This is a genomic window from Pseudomonas putida, from assembly GCF_001976065.1.
Classification (GTDB): domain Bacteria; phylum Pseudomonadota; class Gammaproteobacteria; order Pseudomonadales; family Pseudomonadaceae; genus Aquipseudomonas; species Aquipseudomonas serbica.
On the sequence record NZ_MNAH01000002.1, the window covers coordinates 921,269 to 937,643 of the forward strand.

The following is a 16,375-nucleotide window of genomic DNA, read 5'->3' on the forward strand; positions in this document are numbered from 1 at the left end:
AGGGACTGCATTTGAACTGTGGGAGCGAGCCTGCTCGCGAAGGGGCCGTCTCGGTTACAACCGAATCACATGCCCCACCACCGGCGCGACCTCTCCATGAAACAAACGGGAAATAACCGCCTGGGCCGCCTCGTAACCCTGACTCTCCACCACCTCCAGCAACGGCGATTCTCCGGCCGTCACCTTCTGGAAAAACGCCAGCAACCCCTCACCGATGTGCTGACTGACACCTTCCGGCCCCCAATCGGCATTGCGTTTACGGATCTGGATTGGCGCAAAGAAGAACACCGGTTGCGGCCCCTCGATAGCCGTCAACCGGGCCTCATCGGTGCTCTGTGCCGAGCCGGCAAAGCAGCTGTAGACCAACCGCCCGGCAAAATGCCGGTGCACCCGGTCACGCAGATCCAGGTCGCCGGAAAAATCCACATACAGCGTAGGACGGTCATTGGGCAGGCTCGCCAGCTCCGCGTAAGACACCACTCGCTGGTAACAACCGAGGGCCTCGACAAAGGCTTTATTGCCGGCCGAGGTCAGTGCTACCCGTTCCAGCTCGGGATGATCACCCAGACAGGCTGCGCTGCCGTAGGCGGTTTTGCTCGAAGCGCTGGAGAACACCAGTCGGGTTGCGCCGAAGAACTGCTTGTCCTGCAAAAAGTCTGCGAGCATTGAAGAGGTCAGGAACAGCGGCTTGAGCAAAATCTGCAGGTTTTCGGTTGCCGGGCTGTAGTACGAATCCCAGCTGCAACGGGTGTATTGGTTGTATGCCGAGGTCAACCCGAGTCGATGCTCGGCACCGTCGTAGAAACCACGCTCGGTGACCCGCTCGGGGCGCATCCAAAGATGACTGGCTAGCGGAAAGTACCCGTAGAAGCGCTCCCCGACCTTGATGCCCGTCACCTCAGAGGCCACGACGTCGGCAAAGCCCCAGGCTGGGACATGCCCCCAGTCCGGCAAACCTGTAGGAAAAAATCCCCAGTAGTTCATCGAATGGCCATAGGCGGCGTAGGTAATGTTGTTGGTCGTCAGCGCGCAACGGTCAATCTTCAGAATCACCTCGCCGACTGCCGGGATCAGGCTTCGTTGCACTCGTTCGATCCGGCTTTGGTCAAGGGCGTTTTTACGGGTTATCAGCCGTGTTACCGTACTTGAACTTTGCATCTTTCCAGTCTCCTGCTGCGCAAGTGTGGCGGGTAGCACCAGAGTAATGGCAGCCGATGAAGAGCGGGTTCGGAAACTCCAAGGGCGGCGAGCCCACCGTCAATCCCCGGGCAAAACCGCTGAAACGGCCGAGCCAGGCCCGGGCGATTTTCACCGTCGAAGCGATTTACCAGGCTTTTGTTCGGATTTGGCAGAGAAATGGCTGGTCCGGCTTGACCACCCGGGAGGTGGCCCTGGAAGCTGGCGTAGCGATTGGCACGCTGTATGACTATTTCCCGAGCAAGGAGGCTTTGCTGTCCGGTTACATACGGCATCAACTGGATGCCCTGTTACGGCACCTGGATGAATCCGTTGTCAAAGCGAATGACCTGGACTGGCCGACCCGGATCAAACGCCTCATCTACATGACCTGCAATCCCTTTGATGCTCGCCAGCCCCTGTTCAACCATGCCGTGTCGCTCATCGAACACCAGATCGCCGAGCCGAAACATCATCGAAGGGTGTTCGACGAACTGTCACGAAAATGGCGTGAAGCGTTCGCGGCCTGTACCGACTTGCCAGTACAGCCCTCCCAGGCAACGATCGATGCCTGGGTCATCATGGCTTGGGGTGGACGGCGTTACTGCGTCACCGCGCAACCTGCGGCGGCGCAAACCGCCGCATGGTTGTCGGAAATGGAAACGCTGATCTGTGGCCGACTGGCCAGCGCTATGTAATCCCAGCCATCAAAGCTTTTTGTGCTGTTCGACCCACTTCCCGTAGGCATCGATAAACTTTTGCAGGAACGGCCTGACCGATTCGGACAGGTTGCCCGCCTCGTCAAACGCCGAACCGGCGCCACCCAGGTAGGCTTCCGGCTGCTGCATCATCGGCACATCGAGAAACACCATGGACTGGCGCAGGTTATGGTTTGCACCGAACCCACCGACCGCACCCGGCGAAACACTGATCACTGCCCCCGGCTTGCCACTCCAGGCACTCTTGCCATAGGGCCGCGAACCCACGTCAATGGCGTTTTTCAACGGGGCCGGCACTGAACGGTTGTATTCCGGGGTGACGAACAGCACTGCGTCGGATGAACTGACTTGTTGTCGGAAAGTACTGTAGGCTGCCGGCGGTGAAGCACCATCGATGTCTTCGTTGTAGAGCGGCAGATCACCGATTTCGACGATGTTCAGCTTGAGGTTGGCCGGCGCCAGATCCGCCAGCGCGAGGGCGACCTTGCGGTTGATCGATGCTTTGCGCAGGCTGCCAACCACTACGGCGATGTTATAGACGTTGCTCATGGATGACTCTCGATTGTCCGTGGGAGGAGCCTGTAGTTATAGATGATCAGGCGAGAGTTCAACCAATGAATGCGGGTATATCGCGTCCTGATTATATTTTTTTTGTGCAGGAAAACTTACCGTACTCGATGGCGGTCTATCCAACCGCACATTGAGTGATTTATCTCCAGAGGTTCTAAACAGATGGCAGCAGTACTCGTCGGTCAGTTCCATGCAAGAGACGCGGAAGGCCGCATTTATTCCGTACATGAGTTCCAGGAATCCACCCCGCCGGTAGACGGTTTTGCCGGTTCGACGCCCGTCACCACCTACAAGCTGGCCATTGGCGATCGCGTGAACAAGCTCGATGAAAACGAATTCATGCTGGTGCAGTCGGGCGTGACCATCACCCGCGAACCGGTAAACGTCGTTTCATAACTCGATGTTATGAGCAGAAGGCAGATGCGCAGACTTGGGTTAGGATTCAGTTGCTGACTCCTTCACCTGCTGAACATGGACTTCACGCATGCGCTTACGCCATATCGAAGTGATCCAGGCGCTCCTGCAGACCGGTCACCTGGGCACCGCCGCCGAATGGCTGCAGTTGCCGGTGGCCGAAGTCGAACGCATCTTGCGTGACGCCGAGGATCAGTTGGGTTTCATGCTGTTTGCCAGTGTTCGCGGGCGCCTGCAGGCCACACGTGAAGCGCGGGAGTTGCAGGTTGAAATCACCCGTGTCTACGATGCCCTCGAACCGCTGCAGCGCCTGGCCAATAGCCTGCGGCAATACCTGGCGCCACCGCTGCGCATCATCTGCACCCCGCCCCTGGCCCAGCATCTGTTGCCGCAAAGCATCGCTGCCCTGCGCCGACGCCTGCCCGACGCACCTTGCACCCTCTTGAGTCAACCCACCCGCGACATCGTCCGAAGCCTGCTGCTGCGCGAAAGCGATCTGGGCCTGAGCCTGCATGATCCTGATCACGCCGATATTCATTGCCAGCCGATCGCCCAGGGCAAGCTGCAACTGCTCGCCCCCCACGGCTGGCTGCAACCCAAACAGAAATACATCTCGCTACAGGACCTGGCCGGTCAGGCGATGGTGGGCCTGGAAGGCCATGACCCGCTCAGCCCGGCACTTGAACACAAACTGCATGCCCTGCGGCCGGCCCCGGTCATACAGACCCGGGTGCAGACTCACCAGATGATGCGCAGCATGGTCGAGGCCGGCGAAGGCCTGGCCATTGTCGACCCCTTCACCGCCCTCGGCGCCAAAGGGTCCGGACTCGATGCCTGCCCGCTGGCACCGGCCGTACCGGTCAGCCTTTATGCCCTGACGCTGAAGAACGGCGAACCCTCGCCCGCCGTCCAGGCGTTGCTAACGATCATCACGGAACAAGCCGCGGTGATGTTGGCGAACTGATCGGGTGTTCCAGTGGGTTGTCGAACAATCGATACCAGAACAGCGCCACTTCGGCAGTGTTGGGATCAATACCCCGATAACGCAGATGGTCAATGCCGCCGACCACGTAACCGCAACGCTCGTATAACCGGCAGGCACCCAGGTTGTTGTTCTGGGTTTCGAGCATGATGCCAGGCAGTTTCTTCTTGCGACTCCAGAACTGCGCCACATCCAGCAACGCCTTGGCCACACCGTGTCGCCTGGCCGGTGCATGCACCGCCAGTTCGTCGATATGGGCAAAGCCATTCCAATTGGTACTGATCACCAGGTGGCCCACGGGTTCATCGTCCAGGTACGCCATGAAAATCGCACTGTCGGGGGCATCGCGAAAGCTGCTGAACTCCTCCGGATCGATGCCATAGCACTTGCGATAAGGGGTGATTGGCGTGACCCGCCACTGCTCCACGGGGTGTCCTATTGCGGGAGTACCGTAGGCGGCGACTTCAAAACTGAAATCACTGCCCCAGATGTAGGCGGCAAAGCCCTCGTCGGCCACACGCACCGACAGCCCTGGGTAATTCGGATTCATGACCGGTTGCATACTGGGAAAGGTCCTCATTCCTTGATGCAATCGACGGTGTAGTGCCGTCCATTGCCCTCGTCTTCGTGTTGCAATCCATGCACGTCAGCGACGAAACCCGGGAAGCTGCTGTCGAACGTGCGAGCAAACGCCAGGTAGTCGATGATCGAGCGGGTCGCCTCGGTAAATCGCTCGCCGGGCATGATCAACGGAATGCCCGGCGGGTATGGCACCAGCATGACGGCTGCGATGCGCCCCTGCAGGGCATCGATCGAGACCGCTTCGACTTCGCCACGTACTAACTGATCATAGGCGTCCGCCGGCTTCATGGCGATTTGCGGCAGCACCGTGTACATCCGCTTGAGGTGCTTGGCCGTGGCATTACTGCGATAACAGGCGTGCAACTGATCGCACAGGTCACGCAAGCCCATGCCCTGATAGCGCGCACCATGCTGCTGCGCGACGCAAGGCAGGCAGCTGGCCAGGCTGACGTTGGCGTCGTAGCTGCGCTTGAACTCCAGCAGCTCGGTCAGCAGCGTGCTCCACTTGCCCTTGGTGATGCCCATCGAGAACAACACCAGGAACGAATAAAGCCCGGTCTTTTCGACTACCAGCCCGCGCTCCCAAAGAAACTTGCTGACCACCGCCGCCGGAATTCCGCGTTCGCTGAGCGCGCCGCCCGCGGTCAGGCCCGGCATCACCAGGCTGACCTTGATCGGATCGAGCAAGACATAATCATCGCTCACCTCGCCAAAGCCGTGCCAGTCATCCGCCGGGTGCAATAGCCAGTCCGCGGTCACCACCCGGTCTATACCTTCCACCGACGGCGGCTGCCAGATGGAAAACCACCAATCGTCGGCGGCGATGTGCTGGCGCAGATTGGCCAGGGCCCGGCGAAAACTCAGGGCTTCGTCGAACATTTCCTGCAACAGTGAACGCCCGGCCCCGCCCTCCATCATCGCCGACGCCACATCCAGCGAAGCGATGATGCCGTACTGTGGCGACGTGGAAATGTGCATCATGAAGGCTTCGTTGAATCGATCGCGGTCCAGCTGCCGGGCGCCACCGTCCTGCACATGAATCATCGACGCCTGGCTGAAGGCCGCCAGCAACTTGTGCGTGGAATGGGTAGTGAATACCAGCGGACTGTCTTCACTGCGCGACGTGCCCATGCCGTAGCGCCCGGCAAAGAACTCATGGAACGCCGCGTAGGCGTACCAGGCCTCGTCAAAGTGCAAGACCTCGACACTGTTGCCCAACTGCTGCTTGATCAGCTCGGCGTTGTAGCAGAGGCCGTCATAGGTCGAATTGGTCACCACCGCCAGCTTGACCTTTGGCGCGCGGCCCCGGGTCAATGGACTGGCGTCGATCTTGGCCTGGATCGATTCGCGGCTGAACTCGCTCAGTGGAATCGGCCCGATGATCCCCAGCTCGTTGCGCTCCGGGCACAGATACAGCGGGATGGCACCGGTCATGATGATCGAGTGCAACACCGACTTGTGGCAATTGCGGTCGACCAGCACCAGGTCGTCACGAGCGACCATGGAGTGCCAGACGATCTTGTTCGCAGTCGAGGTGCCGTTGATCACGAAGAAGGTGTGATCGGCGCCGAAGTTACGGGCCGCACGCGCCTCCGCCTCGGCCAGGGGCCCGGTGTGGTCCAGCAGCGAGCCCAGTTCCGGCACCGATACCGATAAATCCGAACGCAGGGTGTTTTCCCCGAAAAACTGGTGGAACGCCTGCCCCACCGGGCTTTTGTGATACGCCACCCCTCCGCCGTGACCGGGCGTGTGCCAGGAATAGTTGGAATCCGCGGTGTGCTGCACCAACGCCTTGAAGAATGGCGGCAGCAAGCCATCCAGGTACTTGCGCGCGGCTCGCGCCACCTGGCGTGCAAGGAAAGGTACGGTGTCTTCGAACAGGTAGAGGATACCGCGCAACTGGTTGAGCTCGGCCATGGCATCGGCAGGTGCGTTTTCCAGGGTCACTTGCTCACCCAGGGCGAAGATGGGCAAATCCGGCGCGCGCACCCTCGCCAGCCCGATCAGCTCGGCCATATTCTGTAACAGATGCGAATGAGCACTGGCGTCTTCTGCCGCAATCAGCATGCACGAAAGGCCGTGATGGGTCGAAGCCACCAGCCTGCCTTCGGTGTAATCCATCGCCGAGACGATACTGAAACCTTCCTGCTCCAGCTCCCTGGCGATACCCCGCACGCGATCGCCAGCGACGGTGTCGGCCTTGATGTCGCGATGGACGATCAGGACCGGGAATTTCAGATCTTTATACATGGTGCTCAGTGTCCTGAGGCGGCAGGCTAGAGACTGCCAATCACCTCAGGGTAGAGGGTTGGAGCGGATGTGGCGAGTTCGACGCACTGAAATGGGTCAGCTGCGCCTTATCAAGGGCAGGATCTACGCCGAGGCCTTGGCCTCTGCCAACTGCAGCCACAGCGCCGGCCCACCGGCGGACTTGCTGATGATTTCCAGGCGAGCCATGTGCTGGGCCAGGTCCTCTTCACTGGCGCGAATGATGCGCGTTGGCTGGCGGTCGGCTGGCAGGCGGCGGATTTCCGTGGCGGAGTTGTCCGCCCCCTCACCCGAGCCATTGCCGTCCGAGGCATTGCCCGCCAGGGACAGGCTGGTCTGGCCGCCGGTCATGGTCAGGTAGACGTCGGCCAGGATCTCGGAGTCGAGCAAGGCGCCGTGCAGCTCACGGCCGGAGTTGTCGACGCCATAGCGCTTGCACAAGGCATCGAGGCTGTTGCGCTGCCCTGGGTGACGTTCCCGGGCCATCAACAGGGTGTCGAGGATCGAGCAGTGTTGCGTGATGTCCGCACGATCGTGCTGGCCCATCAGGGCAAATTCGTTGTTGATGAAGCCAACGTCGAACGCCGCGTTATGGATGATCAGCTGCGCGCCCTTGATGAACTCGAAGAACTCTTCGGCCACCTCGGCGAAGCGCGGCTTGCCCACCAGGAACTCGTTGGTGATGCCGTGGACGCCGATGGCACCTTCGTCACTTTCGCGATCCGGTTGCAGGTAAACGTGAAAATGCCGGCCGGTCAGGCGCCGACCGACCAACTCGACACAACCGATTTCGATAATCCGGTGGCCGTCGGTCACCGGCATGCCGGTGGTTTCGGTATCGAGTACAACGGATCTGGTGGCCATCGGGTGCTCAGCTCTCAATCGGTCAATCGTGCAAAAGCGGCGATGTTAACACGCCTGCCGGGGTCTTTCAGATAGAGCGTGTCGCCCCCTTCGCGAGCAAGCCCGCTCCCACACTGGATCGCTGGGGAGTGCAAGATTTGCGCTCAAGGAGATCAAATGTGGGAGCGGGCTTGCTCGCGAAGGTCGCGACTCGGTGCATCGGTCGAGCTCAAATCACGCCTGCTTGAAGCCGCGCACTTCATCCACGCCACGGTTGGCCAGTTGGTCGGCCCGTTCGTTGCCGTGATGGCCAATGTGCCCACGTACCCATTTCCAGGTGACGTTATGGCGATTGACCTGCTCGTCGAGCAACTTCCACAGGTCGGCGTTTTTAACCGGCTCTTTCGCGGCGGTTTTCCAGCCGCGCTTTTTCCAGTTGGCCATCCACTCGTTGATGCCTTTCATCACGTATTGGGAGTCGGTTACCAGCAATACGTCGCACGATCGCTTGAGTTCTTCCAGGCCGCGAATCGCGCCCATCAGTTCCATGCGGTTGTTGGTGGTGTTGGCTTCGCCGCCCCAAAGTTCCTTCTCGACCCCCTTGCACACCAGCAATGCGCCCCATCCGCCAGGACCAGGGTTGCCCTTGCAGGCGCCATCGGTGAAGAGTTCTACGCTATCGCTCATGCCAATCTATCCAGAAAAATACAGTGGCTCGCCAATCGATGATCGACGACGCCCAGGACCGGGTTTTACCCCGGCCGGAAAAAAGGGAGTATCACGGTTCGATGTTGCGACGATTGACCTTGGCCATCGGCAACGGGATCAGCTTGCCCATCGGCTCGCGACGTTCCTGACGGACTGGCCGCAGGCCCACCACGATCTTGCGCGCGACCAATAGATAGAAGCCGCCACCGCCCAGTTGCCAGTCACCGGCCTTGCGCTCCCAACCGGCCAGACGAGTCTGCCAGGTGGGCGAAGCCAGCGGCGGACGATAGCACCCGAAGCGGCGTTTCTCCAGCGCGAACCCCAGCAGGTTCAACCAGTCGGCCACCCGCGACGGGGATATGCAGCGCGCTTTGCGCAAGCCGTCATGGGCAAATACGTGACGCAACCCCCAGGTGCTCCAGGGATTGATGCCGATGATCAGCAAGTGCCCACCTGGCCGCACACTGCTCGCCGCCTCGCGCAGCAAACCGTGGGGCGACAGGCAGAAATCCAGCCCGTGCTGCAGCACCACCACATCGGCGGCATGCTCACTGAGCGGCCAGGCCTGTTCCTCGCAGACGATCTCGACCCCGGGCAACGGCGCACCCAGGCGCACGTTGCGCTGCACCTGCGGCGCCGACGGCGGCGTCTGGGCCGACGGCCCGTAATGCACCAGGTAGCCACCGAAGAAGCGCCCCAGCTCGTCTTCGAGCATGCGCCGTTCTTCATCCAGCAGCAATTGCCCGAGGGGGCCGGACAGCCACTCACGGGCTGCGCTGATCAACGCCAGCCAGTCAGGATCAGCCTGAGCGAACGCTTTATCGGTCATTGCATTCTCCAACGCGCCAGGAAGTTCTAAGATGCGCCATTGTTTTCCGCTTGGCGAATCCGACGATGATACAGATCACTGCCCTGCCCGCCTTCACCGACAACTACATCTGGTTGTTACAAGATCCCCGTACCCACCGCTGTGCGGTGGTCGATCCGGGCGATGCCGCGCCAGTACAAGCCTGGCTCAAGGACAACCCGCAATGGACCTTGAGCGATATTCTGATCACTCACCACCACCATGACCATGTCGGCGGCGTCGAAGCGCTGAAGAAAGCGACAGACGCGACCGTCTACGGCCCGGCCAGCGAAAACATCCCGGCGCGGGACGTGGCCCTCGAGGACAACGATCGCATCAATGTGCTAGGCCATGATTTCGACATCATCGCTGTTCCCGGCCATACCCTGGGACACATTGCCTATTATCACACCGGCCTGCTGTTTTGTGGCGACACCCTCTTCGCCGCCGGCTGCGGGCGCCTGTTCGAAGGCACGCCAAGGCAAATGTACAGCTCGTTGTCGCGCCTCGCCGCCCTGCCCGGGGAAACGCAGGTGTTCTGTACCCATGAGTACACCCTGAGCAATCTGCGCTTCGCTGTCGCGGTCGAGCCCGGCAACGTCGACACCCTCGAACGCCTGGCCAGCGTGACCCGCCAGCGGGAAGCCGGGGTCATCACGCTGCCCTCCACGGTGGCCCTGGAAAAGCGTACAAATCCGTTTTTGCGCACCGGCGAAACATCCGTTAAAGAAAAAGCGGATGAACGGACCGGCACCGATAACTCCGCGCCCGATATGGTTTTTGCTGCGCTAAGGGCCTGGAAAGATACGTTCTGAGCTGTTTGCACGATGGTCCAAAAACTCTGAAAGGTTGACCGCAGAGGGTGCGCTTTCTAGAATCGCCCGACATTTTTGCCCGGAACTTACTTCCAGCCAATGTCGTCATCTATACGCAAAGCCATCAATTCGGACGCCCTCACCCGCCTGGCGCAAGCCATAGCGGTGGCTGTGTCCGCGACATTGGCGGGCTGTTCCAGTCATGCGCCGCAGACCGATGCGGCGCATACGCCGAACATTGCCGCGCGCGCCAAGCAGAAGCCCGTCTGGCTCAGCGAGAAACCCACACCGCAGGTTCCGCAGGATGTCTGGGAACGCATGCGCCAAGGCTTCCAGCTCCAGGACGGCCTGGGCGTCAACCCGCGCATCGAGCAACAGCGCCTGTGGTTCGCCAGCAATCCGTCCTTCCTCGAAAACGCCGGCGACCGCGGCAGCCTGTACATCCACTACATCGTCGAACGCCTCGAAGAGCGCAACATGCCGCTGGAACTGGCGCTGTTGCCAGTGATTGAAAGCGCCTACAACCCCATGGCCTATTCCCGGGCCAATGCGGTGGGCCTGTGGCAATTCATTCCCTCCACCGGGCGTTACTTCAACCTGCGCCAGACCCGCTTCTATGATGGCCGTCGCGACATCACCGCCTCGACCACGGCGGCCATGGATTACCTGACTCGCCTGCACGACATGTTCAACGGCGACTGGCTGCTGGCCCTGGCCGCCTACAACGCCGGTGAAGGCACGGTCAGCCGCGCCATCGAGCGCAACGAGAGACTCGGCCTGCCAACCGACTACTGGAACCTGCCACTGCCCGCCGAAACCCAGGCCTATGTGCCGAAGTTGCTGGCACTCTCGCAGGTGGTAATGGCGCCGGATGCCTACGGCGTGAACCTCAACCCGATCGCCAACGAACCGTATTTCCAGGTCGTCGAAATCAACCAGCGCATGGACCTGTCCAAGGTCGCCGCGGTGGCAAACATCGACGAAGACGAGCTGTTCCAGCTCAACCCCGCTTTCAAGCAGCGCACCACTATCGACGGTCCGCAGCACTTGCTCGTCCCCACGTCCAAGGCACAGCTACTGACCACCAGCCTGCAGACCATGCGCCCGGAAGAGTTGATCAGCAAGAAGCCGCTCAAACCGGTTTTCGAACGCTCGAACGATACTCAACTGGCGAGTGCCAAACGGAGCTATCGTGTCAAGCGCGGCGACAACCTGGGCTCCATTGCCAAGGCCAACAATGTCGCCGTCAAGGACCTGCAACGCTGGAACAAGCTGAGCGGCAAGAATCTCAAGCCGGGCCAGACGCTGGTCATGCAAGACACCAGCAAGCGCAACTCGGGGCGCATCAACACCGTGGTCGCGGCCAAGTCCAAGACCCAGAAGCCGCAGTCGCAATACAAGGTTCAGCAAGGCGACTCGCTGTACATGGTGGCCAAGCGCTTCAACGTTGAAATGCAGCACCTCAAGCGCTGGAATCCTCGTGTCGGCCAGGCGTTGAAGCCGGGGCAGATGCTGACGGTTTCCAACCCGCATTAAAAATGAGCCCCTGAATTCAGGGGCTTTTTTTATCCGCATGTTACCCGACCTCCCCGCACCGCCGTCGCACAACCGGCACCCCCATCAACCGCCGTCTTTTTCCTGTCCATACAAGCTGTTACTGTACGATCCACAATGCCCAAGCCGCCCGGATCGGATTCCTTATTTGAAGCGTCCCCTCCTCCCGCTCCTGATCAGCCTGGCCTTGAGCTCCACCGCAAGCGCGACGATCAGCGAAAGCCATGGTTATGCGCAGTTCGGCACGCTCAAGTACCCGGCCAGATTTACCCACTTCGACTGGGTCAACCCGCAAGCGCCCAAGGGCGGTACCTTGCGGGTCATGGCATTTGGCACCTTCGATACGCTCAACCCCTACACCTTCAAGGGCACCAGCCCGGTGACCACGGCGAATTTCCTGCAGTACGGCATCAACGAGCTGAACGAGCCGCTGATGGTCGGCACCGGCCAATACGCGCCCTCCGGGGACGAGCCGACCTCCAGTTACGGCCTGATCGCCCAGTCGGTGGAATACAGCGAGGACCGCAGCTGGGTGGTATTCAACCTGCGCCCCGAAGCACGCTTTCACGACGGCACGCCGATCACCGCCTACGACGTGGCATTTTCCTACCGCCTGCTGCTCAAGGAAGGTCATCCGCAATACCGCACCAACCTTCAGGAAGTGTTGCGGGTCGACATCCTCAATCCGCAGCGCATTCGTTTCGTCTTCAAGCGTGCCGGCAATCCCTTGCTGATCCTGCGCCTGGGGGAGTTGCCGGTGTTGCCGCAGCATTACTGGAAAGGTCGCGACTTCAAGGCGACCACCTTCGAACCGCCGCTGGGCAGCGGACCGTATCGCATCACATCGGTTAATCCAGGGCGCCAGATCGTGTTCGAGCGGGTCAAGGACTACTGGGGCAAGGATCTGCCGGTCAACCGGGGGAAGTACAACTTCGATCGCATGGAAGTCGAGTTCTACCGTGACAGCGACGTAGCGTTCGAAGCGTTCAAGGCTGGCGAGTTCGACATCTATATCGAGCACCAGGCGAAAAACTGGGCCACCGGCTATGGCTTCCCCGCGAGCCGCCGTGGCGAGGTGATCAAGGCGCAGATCCCGCACCAGATCCCGACCCAGACCCAGGGCCTGTTCATGAACAGCCGCCGCCCGATCTTCGCCGAGGCCAAGGTTCGCGAAGCACTGGGCCTGATGTTCGACTTCGAGTGGACCAACCGCACATTGTTCAGCGGCGCCTACAAACGCGCCATGAGTTACTACCCCAACAGCGAATTCACCGCCAGCGGGCTGCCGGTCGGCCATGAGTGGCTGTTGCTCAAGCCGTATCGCGAGCAATTGCCGGCCAAGCTGTTTACCGAGCCCTTCAGCCTGCCGCAGACCCAGGGCCAGGGCATCCCCCGGGAAACCATGCGCAAGGCCTTGACCCTGCTGGCCGAGGCCGGCTGGAAGCTCAATGGCCAGCGCCTGCAGAATGCGGCCGGGCAACCGCTGCGCCTGGAGATCCTGCTGGTCAATCCAAATCTGGAGCGCATCCTCCAGCCCTACGTCGAGAACCTTACCAGCATCGGCATCGATGCCAGGCTGCGCACGGTCGATCGGGCCCAGTACAAGCAGCGCCTCGATCAGTTCGATTTCGACATGATCCTGATGACCCTCAACCAGACCCTTAGCCCGGGCCTTGAGCAATGGCAGTACTTTCATTCCAGCCAGGTCGGGGTCAAGGGCAGCAAGAACTACGCGGGGATCGCCAATCCGCTGGTTGATCACCTGCTCGATCAACTGCTCGCGGCCAAGAGCCGTGACGAACAGGTCGCCGCCGGCAAGGCCCTCGACCGGGTATTGCTGTGGCAGCACTACATCATTCCCAACTGGTACCTCAATTATCACCGCCTGGCCTACCGCAACCGGCTGGCCTTCGTCACGACGCCGCCCTACACCCTGGGCCTGAGCGCGTGGTGGCTGAAATCTTCGGAGAAAGATCGATGAAACCCGCAAGCGCCCTGCTCCTGCAGGCCAGCGCACTGTTGTTCGCAGGGCTGGCCTGCGCCGCCCCGCAACATGCCCTGACCCTGTACAACGAGCCGCCGAAATACCCGGCCGACTTCAAACACTTCGATTACGTCGACCCGGACGCGCCCAAGGGTGGAAAATTCCGCCAGGCCGGGTTCGGCGGTTTCGACAGCCTCAACCCGTTCATCAGCAAGGGCGTGTCGGCTAACGACATCGACTTGATCTACGACACCCTGGCCCGGCAGAGCCTGGATGAACCTTTCACGGAATATGGCCTGATCGCCGGCAAGATCGAAAAAGCGCCGAACAACGATTGGGTGCGTTTCTACCTGCGGCCCGAAGCGCGCTTCCATGACGGCCATCCGGTACGCGCCGAAGACGTGGTTTTCAGCTTCCAGACCCTGGTCAAGGATGGCGCGCCGATGTACCGCGGTTATTACAGCGACGTCGCCGACGTGGTCGCCGAAGATCCGCTCACGGTGCTCTTCAAGTTCAAGCACAGCAACAACCGCGAACTGCCGCTGATCCTCGGACAGTTGCCGGTGTTGCCCAAGCATTGGTGGGCCAGCCGCGACTTCAACAAGGGCAACCTGGAAGTGCCGCTGGGCAGCGGCCCGTACAAGGTCACCGAAGTCAAGGCCGGGCGCTCGGTGCGTTATGAGCGGGTCAAGGATTACTGGGGCAAGGACCTGCCGATCAACCGTGGTTTCTACAACTTCGACGTGATGACCACCGACTACTACCGCGACAACACCGTGGCGCTGGAAGCCCTGAAGGCCGGGCAGTTCGATTACTGGCTGGAGATGACCGCGAAGAACTGGGCCAACGCCTACAACATCCCGGCGGTGACCGAAGGCCGACTGATCAAGGAACAGATCCCCAACGGCAACCCCACCGGCATGCAGGGCTTCGTCTTCAACCTGCGCCGCCCTGTGTTCCAGGACGTGCGGGTGCGCCAGGCCCTGACCCTGCTGCTGGACTTCGAATGGACCAACAAGCAGTTGTTCAACAGTGCCTACGCGCGCACCCGCAGCTATTTCGAGAACTCGGAAATGGCCGCCACCGGCCTGCCGGACGCCGATCAGTTGGCGATCCTCGACCCGTTTCGCGGCAAGATTCCCGAGCAGGTGTTCAGCGAGGCGTTCGAGAACCCGGTGACCGACGCCAGCGGCATGATCCGCACCCAGCAACGCAAGGCTTACCAACTGCTGCAAGAAGCCGGCTGGCGCATCGTCGACGACAAGATGGTCGACGCCAACGGCAAACCGGTGAGCATCGAATTCCTCCTGGCCCAGACCGAATTCGAACGGGTGCTGCTACCGTTCAAGCGTAACCTGAGCGACCTTGGCATCGAGCTGGTGATTCGCCGTGTCGACGTCTCGCAGTACGTCAACCGAGTGCGCTCGCGGGACTTCGACATGATCGTCGGCAGCTTCCCGCAGTCCAATTCGCCGGGCAACGAACAGCGCGAGTTCTGGATGACGGCGGCCGCCGACAAGCCCGGCAGCCGCAACTCCATGGGCCTCAAGGACCCTGTGGTGGACCAGTTGGTCGAACAATTGATCAACGCCGACTCGCGCCGCAGCCTGGTGGCCCATGCTCGCGCCCTGGACCGGGTCCTGCAATGGGGCTATTACGTGATACCCAACTGGCACATCAAGACCTGGCGCGTGGCCTACTGGAACCACATCGGCCACCCCAAGGTCTCGCCTAAATACGACATCGGCGTCAACACCTGGTGGATCAAGCCTGATGCGAAACCGGCCATAGAGATCGAAACCAAATTGCAAGCCGACCCTGCGGGCATGGAGTAATCAGATGCTGGCGTATATTTTTCGGCGACTGCTGCTGATCATCCCGACACTGTTCGGCATTTTGCTGATCAACTTCGTGATCATCCAGGCCGCCCCCGGTGGCCCGGTGGAACAGATGATCGCCAAGCTCGAAGGCTTCGAAGGCGCCACCAGCCGCATCGCCGGCGGCGGTGCCGAGGTGTCGGTGGCCGGCTCAGCCTATCGTGGTGCACAAGGCCTGGACCCGGCGCTGATCAAGGAAATCGAGCACATGTACGGCTTCGACAAATCGGCGCCGGAACGCCTCTGGATCATGGTCAAGAACTATGCCTCCCTGGATTTCGGCGACAGCTTCTTCCGCGATGCCAAGGTGATCGACTTGATCAAGGAGAAGATGCCGGTGTCGATCTCGCTCGGACTGTGGAGCACCCTGATCATGTACCTGGTGTCGATCCCGCTGGGGATCGCCAAGGCCACCCGGCACGGCAGCCACTTCGACGTCTGGACCAGCTCGGCGATCATCGTCGGCTACGCGATCCCGGCGTTCCTGTTCGCCATCCTGCTAATCGTGGTGTTTGCCGGCGGCAGTTACCTGGACTGGTTCCCGTTGCGCGGGCTGACCTCGAACAACTTCGACGAGTTGAGCCTGGGCGGCAAGATCCTCGACTACTTCTGGCACCTGGCGCTGCCCGTGACTGCCCTGGTGATCGGCAACTTCGCGACCATGACCCTGCTGACCAAGAACAGCTTCCTCGATGAAATCAACAAGCAATACGTGGTCACCGCCAAGGCCAAGGGCCTGACCAATCACCGCGTGCTGTATGGCCACGTGTTTCGCAACGCCATGTTGCTGGTGATCGCCGGTTTCCCCTCGGCATTCATCGGCATCTTCTTCACAGGCTCGTTGCTGGTGGAAGTGATCTTCTCCCTCGACGGCCTCGGCCTGATGAGTTTCGAAGCGGCGATCAACCGCGATTACCCGGTGGTCTTTGGCACGCTGTTCATCTTCACCCTGCTGGGGCTGGTGGTGAAGCTGATCGGCGACCTCACCTACACCTTTGTCGATCCGCGCATCGACTTCGAAAGCCGGGAGCATTGA

15 protein-coding genes are annotated in these 16,375 nt (G+C 60.7%); 8 read left to right on the forward strand and 7 right to left on the reverse strand.

Annotated features, from left to right (window positions below; genetic code table 11):
* Positions 1-54 precede the first annotated feature (54 nt).
* Positions 55-1,158: a DUF2855 family protein gene (locus BKX96_RS10575; RefSeq protein ID WP_046818061.1), complete on the reverse strand. Its 1,104-nt coding sequence runs from the start codon at positions 1,156-1,158 to the stop codon at positions 55-57.
* Positions 1,159-1,214: 56 nt separating this feature from the next.
* On the opposite strand from BKX96_RS10575, the gene BKX96_RS10580 reads away from it, so the two are divergent.
* Positions 1,215-1,874, forward strand: a complete 660-nt coding sequence (locus BKX96_RS10580; protein WP_077183793.1) for a TetR/AcrR family transcriptional regulator — start codon at positions 1,215-1,217, stop codon at positions 1,872-1,874.
* A 9-nt stretch (positions 1,875-1,883) separates the two neighbouring features.
* Here BKX96_RS10580 and BKX96_RS10585 read toward each other — a convergent pair whose 3' ends face one another.
* A complete protein-coding gene (locus tag BKX96_RS10585; protein ID WP_046818059.1) occupies positions 1,884-2,444 on the reverse strand; it encodes an NADPH-dependent FMN reductase in 561 nt (186 codons plus the stop codon).
* Positions 2,445-2,627: 183 nt separating this feature from the next.
* On the opposite strand from BKX96_RS10585, the gene BKX96_RS10590 reads away from it, so the two are divergent.
* Both BKX96_RS10590 and BKX96_RS10595 read left to right on the forward strand, forming a co-directional pair.
* Entirely contained in the window at positions 2,628-2,861 is a 234-nt protein-coding gene (locus tag BKX96_RS10590; protein WP_077183794.1) for a hypothetical protein, read from the forward strand.
* 88 nt (positions 2,862-2,949) lie between these two features.
* On the forward strand, positions 2,950-3,843 hold the full coding sequence (locus BKX96_RS10595; protein WP_077183795.1) for a LysR family transcriptional regulator: 894 nt from the start codon (positions 2,950-2,952) through the stop codon (positions 3,841-3,843).
* Here BKX96_RS10595 and BKX96_RS10600 read toward each other — a convergent pair.
* The 5 genes from BKX96_RS10600 to BKX96_RS10620 all read right to left on the reverse strand — a co-directional run bounded on the left by BKX96_RS10600 (position 3,809) and on the right by BKX96_RS10620 (position 9,091).
* A complete protein-coding gene (locus tag BKX96_RS10600; RefSeq protein ID WP_046818056.1) occupies positions 3,809-4,423 on the reverse strand; it encodes a GNAT family N-acetyltransferase in 615 nt (204 codons plus the stop codon). The two genes, BKX96_RS10595 and BKX96_RS10600, sit on opposite strands and share 35 nt — an antisense overlap.
* 14 nt (positions 4,424-4,437) lie before the next feature.
* Positions 4,438-6,693, reverse strand: coding sequence for an Orn/Lys/Arg family decarboxylase (gene ldcA / locus BKX96_RS10605; RefSeq protein WP_046818055.1), 2,256 nt, complete (start codon positions 6,691-6,693; stop codon positions 4,438-4,440).
* A gap of 123 nt (positions 6,694-6,816) precedes the next feature.
* The gene (dnaQ, locus tag BKX96_RS10610) at positions 6,817-7,575 is read right to left on the reverse strand and encodes a DNA polymerase III subunit epsilon (RefSeq protein WP_046818054.1); all 759 of its coding nucleotides are present in this window, start codon (positions 7,573-7,575) and stop codon (positions 6,817-6,819) included.
* Positions 7,576-7,788: 213 nt separating this feature from the next.
* On the reverse strand, positions 7,789-8,241 hold the full coding sequence (gene rnhA, locus BKX96_RS10615; RefSeq protein ID WP_008062270.1) for a ribonuclease HI: 453 nt from the start codon (positions 8,239-8,241) through the stop codon (positions 7,789-7,791).
* A 91-nt stretch (positions 8,242-8,332) separates the two neighbouring features.
* A complete protein-coding gene (locus tag BKX96_RS10620) occupies positions 8,333-9,091 on the reverse strand; it encodes a class I SAM-dependent methyltransferase (protein WP_077183796.1) in 759 nt (252 codons plus the stop codon).
* A gap of 65 nt (positions 9,092-9,156) precedes the next feature.
* Between BKX96_RS10620 and gloB the strand changes: the two genes are divergently transcribed.
* The 5 genes from gloB (at position 9,157) to BKX96_RS10645 (ending at position 16,375) form a co-directional block, all read left to right on the forward strand.
* Positions 9,157-9,924 carry a hydroxyacylglutathione hydrolase gene (gloB, locus tag BKX96_RS10625; protein ID WP_046818052.1) on the forward strand — a complete coding sequence of 256 codons (768 nt, stop codon included), beginning with the start codon at positions 9,157-9,159 and terminating at the stop codon, positions 9,922-9,924.
* A gap of 99 nt (positions 9,925-10,023) precedes the next feature.
* Positions 10,024-11,460, forward strand: a complete 1,437-nt coding sequence (locus BKX96_RS10630) for a transglycosylase SLT domain-containing protein (RefSeq protein WP_046818051.1) — start codon at positions 10,024-10,026, stop codon at positions 11,458-11,460.
* A gap of 190 nt (positions 11,461-11,650) precedes the next feature.
* Entirely contained in the window at positions 11,651-13,459 is a 1,809-nt protein-coding gene (locus BKX96_RS10635) for an extracellular solute-binding protein (RefSeq protein ID WP_410454528.1), read from the forward strand.
* Positions 13,456-15,297 (forward strand): extracellular solute-binding protein, encoded by a 1,842-nt coding sequence (locus BKX96_RS10640; RefSeq protein WP_077183798.1) that lies wholly within the window; start codon positions 13,456-13,458, stop codon positions 15,295-15,297. Before BKX96_RS10635 ends, BKX96_RS10640 begins: the two co-directional genes overlap by 4 nt.
* 4 nt (positions 15,298-15,301) lie before the next feature.
* On the forward strand, positions 15,302-16,375 hold the full coding sequence (locus tag BKX96_RS10645; protein ID WP_046818048.1) for a microcin C ABC transporter permease YejB: 1,074 nt from the start codon (positions 15,302-15,304) through the stop codon (positions 16,373-16,375).